Annotated in this window: 15 protein-coding genes; all 15 read left to right on the top strand. The window is 42.2% G+C overall.

Annotation, left to right across the window (positions count from 1 at the left end):
* A partial coding sequence (locus A5875_RS05305; protein WP_088932649.1) for a hypothetical protein occupies positions 1-308 on the top strand: 308 nt, incomplete at its 5' end.
* A gap of 50 nt (positions 309-358) precedes the next feature.
* Positions 359-985, top strand: a complete 627-nt coding sequence (locus A5875_RS05300; RefSeq protein ID WP_088932648.1) for a DUF2922 family protein — start codon at positions 359-361, stop codon at positions 983-985.
* A 465-nt stretch (positions 986-1,450) separates the two neighbouring features.
* Positions 1,451-1,753 (top strand): YlaN family protein, encoded by a 303-nt coding sequence (locus tag A5875_RS05295; RefSeq protein ID WP_088932647.1) that lies wholly within the window; start codon positions 1,451-1,453, stop codon positions 1,751-1,753.
* Between the two features lie 3 nt (positions 1,754-1,756).
* The gene (locus A5875_RS05290; RefSeq protein WP_088932646.1) at positions 1,757-2,947 is read left to right on the top strand and encodes an FtsW/RodA/SpoVE family cell cycle protein; all 1,191 of its coding nucleotides are present in this window, start codon (positions 1,757-1,759) and stop codon (positions 2,945-2,947) included.
* Between the two features lie 5 nt (positions 2,948-2,952).
* Positions 2,953-6,375, top strand: a complete 3,423-nt coding sequence (locus tag A5875_RS05285; protein WP_088932645.1) for a pyruvate carboxylase — start codon at positions 2,953-2,955, stop codon at positions 6,373-6,375.
* Between the two features lie 34 nt (positions 6,376-6,409).
* Positions 6,410-7,516: a CAP-associated domain-containing protein gene (locus tag A5875_RS05280; RefSeq protein WP_088932644.1), complete on the top strand. Its 1,107-nt coding sequence runs from the start codon at positions 6,410-6,412 to the stop codon at positions 7,514-7,516.
* Between the two features lies 1 nt (position 7,517).
* Positions 7,518-7,943: a YlbF family regulator gene (locus A5875_RS05275; protein WP_088932643.1), complete on the top strand. Its 426-nt coding sequence runs from the start codon at positions 7,518-7,520 to the stop codon at positions 7,941-7,943.
* Complete coding sequence (locus A5875_RS05270; RefSeq protein WP_171005009.1) at positions 7,930-8,277, top strand: YlbG family protein; 348 nt, start codon at positions 7,930-7,932, stop codon at positions 8,275-8,277. Before A5875_RS05275 ends, A5875_RS05270 begins: the two co-directional genes overlap by 14 nt.
* Before the next feature lie 160 nt (positions 8,278-8,437).
* On the top strand, positions 8,438-8,983 hold the full coding sequence (gene rsmD, locus A5875_RS05265; RefSeq protein ID WP_088932641.1) for a 16S rRNA (guanine(966)-N(2))-methyltransferase RsmD: 546 nt from the start codon (positions 8,438-8,440) through the stop codon (positions 8,981-8,983).
* Between the two features lie 47 nt (positions 8,984-9,030).
* Positions 9,031-9,528, top strand: a complete 498-nt coding sequence (gene coaD / locus A5875_RS05260) for a pantetheine-phosphate adenylyltransferase (protein ID WP_088932640.1) — start codon at positions 9,031-9,033, stop codon at positions 9,526-9,528.
* The gene (locus A5875_RS05255; RefSeq protein ID WP_176244622.1) at positions 9,515-10,558 is read left to right on the top strand and encodes a SepM family pheromone-processing serine protease; all 1,044 of its coding nucleotides are present in this window, start codon (positions 9,515-9,517) and stop codon (positions 10,556-10,558) included. The genes coaD and A5875_RS05255 overlap by 14 nt, the downstream gene beginning before the upstream one ends.
* Positions 10,559-10,657: 99 nt before the next feature.
* On the top strand, positions 10,658-11,263 hold the full coding sequence (locus A5875_RS05250) for a helix-hairpin-helix domain-containing protein (protein ID WP_088932638.1): 606 nt from the start codon (positions 10,658-10,660) through the stop codon (positions 11,261-11,263).
* Positions 11,264-11,290: 27 nt separating this feature from the next.
* On the top strand, positions 11,291-11,782 hold the full coding sequence (locus A5875_RS05245; RefSeq protein WP_088932637.1) for a ComE operon protein 2: 492 nt from the start codon (positions 11,291-11,293) through the stop codon (positions 11,780-11,782).
* A 122-nt stretch (positions 11,783-11,904) separates the two neighbouring features.
* A complete protein-coding gene (locus A5875_RS05240; RefSeq protein WP_242551231.1) occupies positions 11,905-14,007 on the top strand; it encodes a DNA internalization-related competence protein ComEC/Rec2 in 2,103 nt (700 codons plus the stop codon).
* 87 nt (positions 14,008-14,094) lie between these two features.
* A complete protein-coding gene (gene holA / locus A5875_RS05235) occupies positions 14,095-15,123 on the top strand; it encodes a DNA polymerase III subunit delta (RefSeq protein ID WP_088932635.1) in 1,029 nt (342 codons plus the stop codon).
* Positions 15,124-15,322: the final 199 nt, after the last annotated feature.

Genomic DNA, 15,322 nt, shown 5'->3' with positions numbered 1-15,322 from the left:
TCTATAACGAAACGAATGACAGCGACAGCGCGCTCAGACTTTTGGTAGCGCTTCAAGTAAGAGAAGAATTAGGCTTGGCAGATTTTTCATTTATGCTGGCCGATTTAGTGCATTATATTTTTATGAAAACAAAATCCAATGCGACTTTGCGTCGTTTTTATATATTTTTTGAGGAGTATTTTGATAAGAAGGAATGGCGTGTGCTGCTGATCAAATTATTTCCGGCAAAAACGTATATCGCTGAAAAGCTGAAAACATTATTTACGCAATTTATCAAAGAACCACTAGCAGGATTAGTCGGTTCATGAAGAGGAACAAATAAAGAACAAGAAGAAAATTAAACGAAGGGACTGAAAAAATGGCGACATTAGATATTGAATTTGAAAATAGTAATGGAAAAGAGCAGCATTTGCGCTTGAAGGATTTTAGTATGCGCAACTCTGCCGCAGAACTCAAAGCGACTTTAGAGAAGTTCACGCTGTTGAATCTATTTGAAAAAGATGGCGTAGGTTTATATAAGAAATTAAAACATGCAACAATTATCGAAGAAATCGAAAGTCCGATCTTTGATACAGAAGCTGATGAAGAAGCGCCAGTATTGGATGCTCAACTAAGCAAAGAAGAAGCACTCCCGCAAGTAGAAGAACCTGCGGAGAAATTAAATAAGATCAATATACCAGAGGATCTAGTGATCACAGAAGAAAAGCCGAAACCGGGTATTCTGATCCAAACGATTGGATTGCCAGAGGGGATGAATCCAAGTGAATTAACGGAAAGTCAGGCGATGATAATTATTAGTGCTTGTATGCCTGCTGGAGCTCGTTTAGAAGATATAAAGATCGAGAATAAGGCAAGTCCGGCAAAACTGGTTTTGACCGAGAGAATCGTCGAAGAAGAGTCTCCTCCGGTGATTACCCAATCACCGCCAGAAAAAGTTAAAAGGAAACGAACGCGATTACTTGATCGTATCCGGAAACGAGAGTAAGCAGCTGTGTTTGTCTCATCGATAAATCCAACGTTGGTATGAGACAGATACTTACTGCAACGCTGCAGTAAACAAACTGAATCAAATTTTTAGCCTGCTGGGTCCGCAGGCTATTTGTCGTGGACAGAACGCTGCGGCTAATGAGTTTTCTTGGGATAAAAGCTAGATTTTATCCATTTCAAATAGCTTTTAATCGCTGATTTTTCCGATGTCTTGGATAAAGATGGCAAAAACTGTTATGTTTCATATTTCGCATTTGTTTCACAACGAGAATCGTAAAAAGAATTGATTTTTCGCGTTTTCATTTAAAGTTTCTGGGTTGTAATCTCTTTGTAATATTCTCTGAGCTGTGCAAAAGTCAAAACCCGAACAAAGAGTTTAGAAAAAGCTTAGTCTCGCGTTTTTTTTCCCTTTTTAAATTTTTTCTATGTTATAATGTTGAAATCAAGATAGGAGGGAAGCAAAATGGAAAATATTTCTTCTGATTTTGCCGTTAAAGTGTTGCAAGAAGATGCAGATCGGATTAAACTGTTGATTCGCAATCAAACGAATAGTTTGTGTATCTCTCAATGCAAAGCTTTTGAGGAAGTCGTTGATACACAAATGTATGGCTTCTCACGTCAAGTATTCTTTGCTGAAAAGGTAGGTATCTTGAAGCGGGGAGAAGGACAGCAAATGCTTAGTGACTTGGAAGCTGAGCTGAATCGTTTATATACGGAATTGTACGAAACTCGTCAGGATATGACGGATGCCGGCTGGGAGGCTTAACCCTTGCCCACGAAGATAAAGAAACGTCATTTTTTAGATTATAGTATTTTGATTCCTTATTTGATTTTGACTGTGATCGGATTGATTTTTGTTTACAGTTCAACTTCTTATTTGTTGATCACAAATGATGCAAACCCAACAAGTCTGGTGATGAACCAAGGGATTTTTTGGGTTTTAAGTTTAATTGCGATCAGTTTGATGTACAAGATGAAAACTGATGTATTGAAAAGTCAGCAGCTGATTATTTTTGCGACTTATTTGATCTTCATTCTGTTGATTGTTGTCTTTTTTGTTGGAGAAGAGGTCAACGGAGCTAAAGGATGGATTCGGATTGGTTCCTTTAGTATGCAGCCGGCCGAGTATTTGAAAATCATGGTCGTTTGGTACTTGTCGTATATTTTGTCAAAAAGGCAGGAAACGATCCAAGATAATTTTGTTACTGATATGAAACGTCCTTTGCTGCTGGTTTTCGCAATGATCTTTTTAGTAGCGATCCAGCCTGATATGGGGAACGCGGCAATTATCACATTGTTGGCGCTGATTTTACTTTTAGCCAGCGGTGTCAACTGGGTCTATAGTTTGATCATTGGCGGCACTGGTATTTTGGGCAGTGTTCTGGTGATCGAGGTGTTGACCCGTTTTGGTAGCGCCATTTTCCCAGGAAAGCTGCAATACATCTTCAGCCGTTTTGAAAGCTTCAAAAATCCCTTTAAGTATGAACTGGATCAAGGGCACCAAATGGTCAACGGCTATTATGCGATGTTCAACGGCGGCTGGTTTGGCCGCGGCTTAGGGAATAGTATCGAAAAAAAAGGTTTTTTAAGTGAAGCTCATACGGACTTCATTTTTTCTATTGTGATAGAAGAAGTTGGTTTGATCGGCGCTTTGGTTATACTAGCAATTTTGATTTTCATGATCGCACGGATCTACTTGGTTGGGATTCGTTCGAAAAAGCCTTTCAATTCATTGATTTGTATCGGAATTGGAAGTTTGTTGTTATTACAGGTTTTTATTAATCTTGGTGGTATTTTAGGAATTATTCCATTGACTGGGATTACCTTCCCGTTTTTGAGTCAAGGGGGAAATAGCTTACTCGTATTGTCAGTGGGCGTAGCTTTTGCATTGAACATCAGTGCAGATGAAAAACGGACCAAACTAGCAATCGAGTATGAATACTTAAAAAGTCAGGAGTGAAGTGCATGAAAAAGGTATTGGTAGCAAATAGAGGAGAAATTGCAACGCGGGTGTTTCGCGCGTGTAGCGAATTAAACATTAAAACGGTAGCGATCTTCGCGGAGGAAGATCAGTATTCGGTTCACCGCTTCAAATCAGATGAGGCGTATTTAGTCGGCAAAGGGAAAAAACCGATCGATGCGTACTTAGATATTGAGGATATTATTCGAGTGGCCAAAGAAGCGAAGGTGGATGCGATCCATCCAGGCTACGGCTTCCTTTCAGAAAACTTGGAATTCGCGAAACGATGTCGTGAAGAAGGACTGATCTTTGTTGGTCCCGAGTTGCATCACTTAGATATTTTCGGCGATAAGATCAAGGCTAAAACAGCGGCATTAGAAGCGGGGATTCCGTCAATTCCTGGTTCAGATGGTCCGGTGGACACGATCGAAGGCGTCTTGGAATTTGCTGAATCACATGGTTATCCGATTATGATCAAAGCTGCTTTAGGCGGCGGCGGTCGCGGAATGCGGGTGGCTCATGATGAAAAAGAAGCCAGAGAAGGCTATGATCGTGCCAAAAGTGAAGCGAAAGCGGCCTTTGGTAATGATGAGATCTATGTCGAAAAATATGTTGCCAATCCTAAACATATCGAAGTCCAAATTTTAGGGGACACACATGGAAATGTATTGCATTTATTTGAACGTGATTGTTCGGTGCAACGCCGCCATCAAAAAGTGGTTGAAGTTGCCCCATGTATTTCTTTAAATGATGAACAACGGGAAAAAATCTGCCAAGCGGCAGTTCAATTAATGAAGCATGTCGGCTATGTCAATGCCGGTACAGTGGAATTTTTGGTCGAAGGCGATAATTTCTATTTCATCGAAGTCAATCCTCGTGTTCAAGTTGAGCATACCATCACTGAATTAATCACTGGTGTAGATATTGTTACTTCACAATTAATGATCGCTCAAGGAAAAGACCTGCACAAAGAAATCGGCTTGCCTGAGCAAGATGGTATTAAAATGTCTGGTGCTGCGATCCAATGTCGTGTGACGACTGAAGATCCGTTGAACGGGTTTATGCCTGATACAGGAAAAATCGATACGTACCGTTCACCAGGTGGGTTCGGTGTGCGTTTAGACGTAGGGAATGCTTATGCAGGCGCGACTGTTACACCATACTTCGACTCATTATTGGTAAAAGTGTGTACACATGCGTTGAATTTTGATCAAGCGATCGAAAAAATGCAGCGTTGTTTAATCGAGTTCCGTGTGCGGGGAGTTAAAACGAATATTCCCTTCATGCATAACGTGATCAGCCATCCTGTTTTCCAAAGCGGAGACGCGAAGACGACATTCATTGATAACACGCCTGAATTATTTGAATTCCCGCGTGTGCGTGACCGTGGAAATAAAACGATGCGTTACATTTCAGAGATTACGGTGAACGGCTTCCCGGGTATTGAAAAACAAGAGAAGCGTTATTTTGAAACACCTCGAACACCAAAAATCGAGAAAAGAGAAATCATTACCGCTAAGAATATTTTGGATAAAGAAGGCCCAGAAGCAGTAGCAAAATGGGTGAAGGATCAAGATTCTGTTCTATTAACTGACACGACCTTCCGTGATGCTCACCAAAGCTTATTGGCTACTCGGGTAAGAACGCATGATTTAGTGAATGTCGCTCAAGCAACTGGCGAAGGGATTCCTGAGCTGTTCTCCAGCGAGATGTGGGGCGGCGCGACATTTGACGTGGCGTATCGCTTCTTAACGGAAGATCCTTGGAAACGTCTGAAATTATTGCGTAAAGCAATGCCGAATACGCTCTTGCAAATGCTGTTTCGCGGTTCAAACGCTGTTGGCTATTCCAACTATCCAGATAATGTGCTGGAAGAGTTTATCAAAGAAGCGGCTTATCATGGAATCGATGTTTTCCGAATCTTCGACAGCTTGAACTGGATTCCGCAAATGGAGAAAAGTATTCAATACGTTCGTGACGCAGGAAAGATTGCGGAAGCGGCGATTTGTTATACCGGCGATATCCTAGATGACAGTCGGACCAAATACAATGTGCAATACTACAAAGATATGGCGAAAGAATTGGAAGCCAGCGGTGCCCATGTGATCGCGATCAAAGATATGGCTGGCTTATTGAAACCGCAAGCGGCCTTCCGTTTGATCAGTGAACTGAAAGAAACGACTGACCTGCCGATTCATTTGCACACACATGACACTGCCGGAAACGGGATCATTACGTTATCTGCGGCTGTTAAAGCCGGCGTGGATATCGTTGACGTGGCAACCAGTGCAATGAGCGGAGCAACAAGTCAGCCAAGTATGAGCAGTTTGTATTACGCGCTGCAATACGGAGACCGTGCGCCTGATTTGAACTTGAAGAACGTTCGTCAATTAAACCATTATTGGGAGGAGGTTCGTCCGTACTATTCAAGCTTTGAAAATGGTATTATGGCGGCTCAAACCGAAGTCTATAACCATGAAATGCCGGGTGGACAGTATTCAAATCTGCAGCAGCAGGCCAAGGCGGTTGGTTTAGGCGAAAAATGGGATGAAATCAAAGTAATGTACCAAAAAGTCAACATGATGTTTGGCGATATCGTAAAAGTAACCCCATCATCTAAGGTTGTCGGTGATATGGCGCTATTTATGGTGCAAAATGATCTAACAGAACAAGATATCTACGATCGCGGCGATGAATTGAGCTACCCTGATTCTGTTATCAGCTTCTTCCAAGGCGAACTAGGTCAGCCAGTTGGCGGGTTCCCTGAAAAACTGCAGCAGATTATTTTACAAGGTCGTCCTGCCTTGCAGGAGCGCCCAGGTAAATTTGCTGAGCCGGTTAAATTTGAAAAGGTAAAAGCGGAATTACAGGAATTGATCGGTTTTGAACCGAGCAAGACGGATGTTTTAAGCTACTTGATGTATCCGCAGGTATTCTTAGACTATCAAAAATCTTACGAACAGTTTGCGGATGTTACCTTGTTAGACACACCGACTTTCTTTGCTGGTATGCGTCTGGGTGAAACCGTCAATGTTCAAATCGAAAAAGGCAAGACCTTGATTATTCGTTTGGACGAAATCGGTGAAGCTGATATCGAAGGAAACCGCACCTTGTTCTTCAACTTGAATGGCCAACGTCGCGAAATCCTCGTGAAAGATGCGTCAATCAAGAGTGCTGTTCAGGCGAAGCGCAAAGCTGAACCAACGAACCGCGAACAAATCGGTGCGACCATGAGCGGATCAGTCTTGAAAGTCTTAGTTGAAAAAGGCGATCATGTTGAAAAGGGTCAGCCGTTGCTGATCACAGAAGCAATGAAGATGGAAACTTCGATCGATGCCCGTTTTGCCGGGAAAGTTTCGCATCTGTATGTTGAAGAAGGCGAAAGCATCACTTCTGGCGACTTGCTGATTGAAGTTAAAGAAAAATAGTTTTGTTTATTAATATGATTTAGGAGCGTTTTGTGTGAAGAGAGTGATTGGTTTTCTTAGTATTCTATTCTTGGTTTTGATTGGCTACTATCTGCAGCCAGTCCTCTTTCCACCTACGCAGGGAAAATCCCCTGTCACACCAACTAATCAGGTGGTGCGGCATAAGGCCTTAAAGCATCAGACGATCAAGGCTGAAGGGTATGCGAACTATATTTCACAGCCCATCGAAACATTTGAGCAGGAGTTTGGCCGTCCAACGAAGATTGAGGACAGCGGCTTTTTCTTTCAAACCCGTGATTATGCTTTAGATAAAGGGATTTTGGAAGTGAATGTGGAGGCAGGCAAAGTTAGTACGATCAAGGTCATGGCGAAAAAAGCGGAGATTAAACCCTTTAAATTCGGGATGACCAGCAGTCAGCTGTCGGATCAAATCAACTTGTCCGCAGCTTTTGCCCTGAGCTACGATGAGGAACCTGTGGATATCGAGCTAAGCGAGAATGATATGCGTTTTCGTCCTTTAGTCGCATTTGATAATGATACCTTTGCGATGCTTTTTTTCAACGGAGACAATGAAAAAATGATCGGTGCCGTTTATTTAGATATGGAAAATTTGTTGCGTTTGATGCCATATCAGATTAACAGCGGCAATCCCTTAGCTAATCGAGTGCAGGAAAGCAATCTTGATTGGAATGTCTTAAATCAGCAAAAGCAGGAACGAACGATCGGAGCGATCAACTTTTATCGCACTTTACAGAAGCTAGACGAACTGCCGACTGCTGATAATGCAATAAGTGACAGTAAAAAGCTGTTAAAGGGTTTTTTAACCGCACCGAAAAAAGTGCTGAATAATGACCGACTAGAAGAGTGGCAGACTGATCAAGGGGCACATCTAAGCAATCTGTCCTTTGAACTATCATCCACCGAATTTAAAGATTTGGCTAAAAATGCCAAGATCAATTATAAAGAGGGCTTTTTTTACTCGCCGATGATCGATCCGCTGTTCAATCTTTTTGATTGGATCAGTCATGAGCATTTGAATGAGATCATTACGGCTTCAGAGTCAGAGCTTGGCGTTGCAATTGATCAAGAAAGTGTGCTAGTCTTGTTACAGGAACCAGAAAAAACAAAGGATAGTGACTAGGTTGATTATTAATGATGCTTTCTTTCAGCTGGAGGATCAGAATCAGCGATTGATTCAGGAAATTTTAGCGAGTCAAAGCTATAAAAACTATCTGCAGGCAAGAAAACAGATGAATGATTGCCCAGAAGTCGCGAAGCTGAAAAAAACGTTTCAAGCTGAAAAAGATAAATTCGAACAAATCGCAGCCTATGGAGAGTATGCACCAGATTACCGCCAGCAGCAGCGAAAAGTTCGTGTGAGCAAACGGGCGCTTGATCTAAATGAAAAAGTTGCCGCCTTTCGCTTAGCTGAGACAGACTTCCAACAGTTGCTGGATGAAATCGGCATCTGTTTGGCACAAACCATCTCAGCAGAGATCAAAGTTGATGCAGGAAATCCTTTTTTTGAAACAGGGAATCAGAGTTGTAAGGGGAATTGTCATGGATAATACTGAGTTTGTAATGCAAAAAAGACGAGGGATAATTGTTTGGGTCTATTCCTTGAAGCAATTAAAAACCTTGAAACGATTTGGTTTGATTCATTTTGTTTCACGAAAAATGAAATATGTCGTTTTATATGTTAACGAAGAGGTCGTGGAAGAAACCGAAGAAAAGCTGCAGGGCTTACATTTTGTGCGCCAAGTAGAGCGTTCTTACCGACCAGATATCGAAATGAATTTTGCGGATCGAATTGGAACGAAGGCCGCTTATCAAGTAAAAGATGACGATGAGTTAGATGTCGTAGAAGCCAATACAAAGATTCGATTAGCTGAAACAGTCTAAGTAAGGTGAAAAATGTCTGATTTGTTCAAACATTTTTCATCTTTTTATTTGATAATAAAGAGGTCAAATTAGGTGGTCTATTTTTTTGTGCAATTTGAGCATTAAAAACCTTCACAAAAAGACCAGTTGGTTGACGAGAAACGAGAGGGGCATGTAAGTCATGCGAGTGGTTGCAGGTGAATTTGGCGGTCGTAAATTAAAAGCCTTAACAGGAAATAATACGCGGCCCACGACGGATAAAGTAAAAGGTGCTATTTTTAATATGATCGGTCCGTATTTCGACGGAGGCATCGCGCTGGATTTATTCTCCGGCAGCGGCTCATTAGGCATCGAAGCGGTCTCTCGCGGGATGGATCAAGCGGTCTTAGTAGAAAAGAACTTCCGTGCCATGGAGATCATTCGTGAAAATGTCGCTATGACCAAAGATGAAGCGGCTTTTCAATTAATGAAGATGCCGGCAAATCAGGCGATCCAAAAGCTGATCGAAAGCAAAACTCAATTTGATTTAGTCTTATTAGATCCGCCTTATGCAAAACAGGAGATCGTAAAGCAGATCGAGCTGCTGCTGGAAAATGATTTGCTGACAGAAAATGCGATCGTAGTTTGTGAAACGGATAAAGAAGTCGTGCTGCCAGAAACCATCGGCAGCTTGAAAGAACGCAAGCGTCATGATTACGGCATCACCGCTGTAACGATTTATGATTAGGCTCTCTGGCTGCTTTATAGAGATGATGACCTTTAAGGAGGATTAAGATGAAACGAATCGCGCTTTTTCCCGGCAGTTTTGATCCATTGACAATGGGGCATTTAGATACGATCGAACGGGGAGCGAAATTGTTTGATGAGCTGATCATCGGCGTTTTCGTCAATACAACAAAAAAAAGCTTCTTTACCCCAGAAGAAAAACTAGCTATCGTAAAGGAATCGGTCCAGCATATCCCCAATGTACGAGTGATGACTCAAAAAAATGAGTTGACAGTCGACGTTGCAGAAGAGCTTGGAGCGAAGTTTTTATTACGAGGTATCCGCAGTATCAAAGATTATGAATATGAAAAAGAAATTGCCCTGATGAACCAGCATTTGGATCATGAGCTGGAGACCGTCTTTTTATTAGCACAGCCGAAATACAGCCATATCAGCTCTTCGATTTTGAAGGAAGTTTGGACGTTTAACGGCGACATCAAAGAATATCTGCCCGAACCAGTCTATCGGGCGTTGGAAGAGAAGCGTGAGAATAGTGAAAAACAATAAACTTGTCAAACGATTATTACTTATATTTTTAGCTCTGGCAGTGGTGGCCTGTGTGATTGTTCCGATCCCTTATTACATCGAAGAACCGGGAGAGACGATCAATTTAAAAGAACTGATCACCGTCAACGATAAAAAAGATGAGAACAAGGGCTCATTCAGTTTAACATCTGTAGGAATCAGGCGGGCGACGGTATTTACCGCGGCAAGAGCCAAGTTCACCCCTTTTCGTGAAATTATTTCGGTGAATGAATTGACCGGCGGTGCCAGCGATGATGAATACATGCAGATCCAAAAGTTTAACATGGAAACCTCCCAAAATTTTGCTATCGAGCAGGCGTTAAAACTAGCCAATAAACCCTATAAAATGCAATATAAAGGCGTTTATGTTCTAGGTGTGGAGAAGAATTCTAACTTTTCCGGGAAGATCAGCGTCGGCGATACGGTAACGAAGGCGGATGGAAAGACCTTTACCAGCAGTGAAGATTTCATGAAATATGTGAAATCCCAAAAAGTTGGTCAAAAGATGAAGGTCACCTATGTTCACGACGGCAAGACCAAAGAAGCAACTGAAAAACTAATCAAACTGCCAACCGATAAAAAACCGGGAATCGGCATCTCACTGACGGATCATACCGAGATCGATTCACAGGACAAGGTCAAAATTGATGCAGGCGATATCGGCGGACCATCGGCAGGCTTGATGTTTACTTTAGAAATTTACGAACAGCTAGTCGATAAAGACTTGCGCCATGGCGAAAAAATCGCTGGTACCGGAACGATCAATTCGGATGGTGAAGTCGGAAGAATCGGCGGGATCGATAAGAAAGTAGCCAGTGCAGCCGCAGCTAATAACAAGGTTTTCTTTGCACCGGATGATGAGATCACTAAGGAAATGAAAAAAGCACAGCCAGGGATCAAATCAAACTATGAAGAAGCCAAAGCAGCCGCTAAGAAGCTGGATACAGATATGAAAATCGTGCCAGTTAAAACAGTCAAGGATGCGTTGGATTACTTGGAAACGATGAAATAAATGAGTGAGAGTGTTAGACAAAAATGTCTAGCGCTCTTTTTTTTTGAAATGAGACAGCGATCGCAGAAATTTGCGTACCTTATTGAAAAGGAGGTCGTTATGAAAGAGTATATAAAAAAATATCCTTATTTGCTGGCGATACCGATCGTCTTTGCAGCAGTTGCATTCTTCTATTTGACTAAAGAACCTGAAAGCCCAGCGGCAGATCCCGCGCTTTTCTCGACAGAAAGCAGTATAACGGCAACAACGGAATCCAAAAACCAAGAGTGGTTTGTTGATGTGAAGGGCGCGGTCAAAAAAACCGGGATGTATCGGATCACCCAAGGAATGCGCCTGATGGACGCGATTGATCTGGCTGGAGGCTTCACAGCAGAAGCTGATCAAAATCAGGTCAATTTTTCAAAATTATTGACCGATCAGGAAATTATCTATGTACCAAAAGTCGGCGAAGAAATCCCAACGATCACTGAAACCCCTCAGCAGGGCACGAGTACAGCGGCTTCCAGTACGACTCAAAAAATCAATATCAATACAGCGGACGCGACAGAATTGCAGCAATTATCAGGGATCGGTGAAAAGAAGGCGGCAGACATTATTAAATACCGTGAAGAAAATGGCAGTTTTCAGGCGGTAGAGGATTTGACGAAAGTATCTGGCATTGGCGAAAAGACGCTTGAAAATTTGAAGGACTCGATTACAATATAAGAAAGATCGAAAGTGAGGACGAACAATTTGACGACAGAAAGAATACCTTGGGACCAATATTTCATGGCGCAAGCCGTTTTACTATCATTAAGAAGCACCTGCACTCGTTTAGAAGTGGGCGCGACGATCGTGAGAGATAAGCGAATCATCGCAGGCGGCTATAACGGTTCCGTCAGCGGCGATGTTCATTGTATGGATGAAGGCTGCTATGTAGTCGACGGACATTGTCTGCGGACGATCCATGCGGAGATGAACGCTTTGCTGCAATGTGCCAAGCTAGGCATTGCTACGGAACAAGCGGAAGTGTATGTTACTCATTTTCCTTGCTTGCAATGTACCAAAGCACTGCTGCAAGCCGGCATCAAAAAAATCCATTACCTGAAAGATTATCGCAATGATCCTTATGCCATCGAGCTGATCGATCAAGTGGGGGCCAGTGCCCATCAAGTCCATTTGGAAAGTAAATACTTTACGAAACTGCAGTTAGGAGAAGATGCTGCCACATTCCTAGAAGGATAGCCGCGGTTCGAAATTATCTGATATTACCGATCCTGACCGCGATTTTATGCGGGAGTCTGATTTATCAATTCAATTTTTGGCTGCTGCTAGTATTAACTATTATTGTGATGCGTATTTGCTGCATGAAAAGCCGCAAGCTGTTGCTGCTGGCTTTTTTGTGCAGTCTTTTTATTAGTTTACGAACGTTTTATTATGTAAACCAATTTGACAAAGCTCCTGAAGCAATAACGAATCAACACTTAAAGCTGCAAACTGATTCGATTAAGGTTGATGGAAATCTTTTAAAGCTGATTGGGAAAATCAATGGGAAAAAGTATTTAGTTTACTATTCTTTGAAATCACCAGAAGAAAAAGAATTATGGAACGGAGAAAAACCGCCCAATAATATAGTCGTGAGCGGTGAAACGGAAGAATTTGATCCGGCTAGAAATCTAAACGGATTCGATGCTAAGAAGTATTATCAAAGTTTGGGGATTAGCCGAACCCTTCAAGTGAAGTCATTAAAGTCGTTGCGGCGAAGCAGATTTGGTCTGAGTGATCTGCGCCAACGTTTGATTCGGACGATTGACCAGCATTATTCTAAGCGTCTTGCCAGCTACATCAAGGCTTTAGTGATCGGTTATAAGGATGCGGAGTTTGCGGAATACTCGGAAGCGTATAAAACAACCGGCCTGCTGCATTTATTTACTTTATCTGGTTTGCATATTCAGTTTTATTTAGGCGGCATTCATTTACTGTTGAAGCGGGCAGGCTTGACTAGAGAAGTTCGGTTGGGCCTGTTGAGTCTAATCGGCTTGCTGCTGATTTGTTTGACCGGTGGCGGGTTTAGTACGATTCGGGCAGTTTTAAGCTTTCTGATCGCTTTTGCCTGCTTGACTTTTGAGGTGTTGCTCTCCAAGCTGGATCAGTGGAGTTTGATGCTGTTTCTGCTAGTTTTAGGCTTTCCACTAGTGTTATGGTCAGTCGGCGCACAATTGAGCTTATATTTCGCTTTACTGTTAGTGTATTTGAATGATCTAAGACTCAAGGCGTGGCAGCAGACATTGCTATTTTCTATTTTGTCGCTGCCTGTTCTGATCTTCAGCTTCAGCGAATGGACGATCATCGGCGGACTATTTACCTTATTATTATTTCCACTTTTTGAGTGGCTGATTCTTCCGGGGTGCTTAATCCTATTTTTCGGCTGCTTTTTGCCGCTTCCTCAACTGATCGCCAGCTGGATGGAGCAGCTATTTTTACTGCTGGAAAAACTGTTAGCATTCGCGGCTATTCTTAACTTAACTACAGGCAGACCAGCCTTCTTAATCTTTTTACTTCTTATTCTATTCGTTCTATTAATTATTGACCGTCTGAAATATCAGCGAACGTTTTACCTTCTACTGGGAGCGGTTTGCTTATTGGTGGCTTCGATCGCTTTTTCAGCCAACGGCATGGTAGCTTTTGTTGATGTGGGACAAGGGGACAGTATTTTTATCAAGCTGCCTTTCAAGCAGGAAACCTTTTTGATCGATACCGGCGGCCGGCTGAATTTCAAGCAAAAACCATGGCAAGCCCGGCAGCCAAAGCAGCTTTCCGATTATAATTTGATCCCTTTCCTAAAATCACTAGGTTGCCGCAAAATCGACCATTTACTTGTAACCCACAACGACGCGGATCATATGGGCGAATTAAACAATGTCATGAGCAAAATAAAAGTAAACAACCTCTATTTAGCCGACGGTTCGCAAATGGAGTTGAAGAAGCTGTTGATGGGAGTCAAAGGGACGAAGATTCATCTCGTAAAGCAGGGAGATACGATCGGCAAGCACTTAAAAGTACAAATTCTTTTACCAGAGAAAAGCGAAGGGGAAAATGATGATTCGTTAGTCACGTATTTCCAAATAAATCAGCAGCGCTTTCTATTGACGGGCGACTTGGAAACAACGGGGGAAGAAAAGCTGCTGAACAATTATCCGCAATTGAAAACAGATTTTCTAAAGGTCGGCCATCATGGCAGCAACACCTCCACCGGTGAAGAGTTCTTGAAAAAAATCAAGCCAAAATATGGTATCATTTCGGTAGGCAAAAAGAACCGTTACGGTCACCCTACAGCAGAGACGCTGGAAAAACTAAACAAGTATCAGGTGAAGGTTTTTCGGACGGATCAGCAGGGGATGGTCTACTATCAATGGTCCGCGCTAACCAAACGCGGAAAAATCAAAGTCCTGATAGATTTTATCGAGTAATCATGGTAGCATGGATAGTCGGGTTCTTAGATTCAACCCATCCAAAATTTTACAGCAAACTTTTTTAAATAGATAAGGAGTAATCGCATGAACACACAGGAAGCCCTTCAGCAGATCAGAAACGCACCGCTAAAGCCGATCTATCTGGTTACAGGAACAGAAGATTATCTAATCCAGGAAGTGCGGCAAGCTTTTATCGATCGGATGAAGATCGATGACTTGGAAGAACTGAACTTTATGTCCTTTGACATGGAGGAAAGCGGCCTCGGGGCAGTCATCGATGAAGCAGAAACATTGCCTTTTTTCGGCGATTACCGCTTAATCTTTGTCGAGAAGCCCTACTTTTTGACGGGCGAGAAGAAAAATAATGTGCCTGATCAGGATGTTGATGGCTTGGTAGATTATTTGAAACAGCCGCAGGAGACATCGATCGTGGTTTTTTGGGCGACATATCCTAAGCTTGACGCGCGAAAGAAAATCACGAAGACATTAAAGAAAACGACGGTCATTGATGCCGCACCATTACAGGAGCGAGATTTGCGCAGCTTCTTGCAGCGTTATATTACCAACTCAAACGTGAAAATCTCCAAGGAAGCTTTTGACCTCTTTTTGCGCTTGACTGATTTTGATCTCTCAAAGGCAATGAACGAAATAGAAAAATTATTATTGTTGGCGGGCGAAGGTGGAACCATCACCCTCCAGCTAGTCGAAGACTTAGTGCCTAAAACACTAGAGCATAATATTTTTGAGTTAACAGAACGAATTTTGAAGGGTGACACTGAAAAAGCCTACCAAACCTATGAGGAGCTGCATTTACAAGGAGAAGAAACGATCAAACTGACAGCGATTTTGATCGGACAAATCCGTTTATTGCTGCAAACGAAACTCTTGCAAAAAAGCGGCTATCAGCAGGCCAATATTGCTGAGACGTTAGGTGTCCATCCTTACCGTGTGAAACTAGCGATGCAGCAGGTAGCGAAATTCCCCTTAGAATTATTGGTTTCCATGTATGACGAGCTGGTGGAAAATGATTACGAAGTAAAAACCGGACAAGCCGAAAAGGAATTGAACTTTCAATTGTTCATTTTGAAGACAACCGAAAAAATAAAAAAATAAAAAGAAATAGGATTTTATTCGCAATGAAAGAACCAGCAGACAAATTATTTTGTTCTGCTGGTTCTTTTTTCTTTGTCTGCCAAAGACGATCCGCGCTTTTCTTTGCAAAAAATACAACTATCCAGCGTGTAAGAGGGACGAAATATAAAAAAACACAGGTAACTCGTCAATTAGTGAAAATTTAGAATAAAATTCTCTC

The sequence above is a fragment of the Enterococcus sp. 3H8_DIV0648 genome (genome assembly GCF_002140655.1).
Lineage (GTDB): Bacteria > Bacillota > Bacilli > Lactobacillales > Enterococcaceae > Enterococcus_A > Enterococcus_A hulanensis.
Note: the sequence above shows the minus strand (reverse complement) of the source record. Positions and strands in the feature narration are given on the sequence as shown.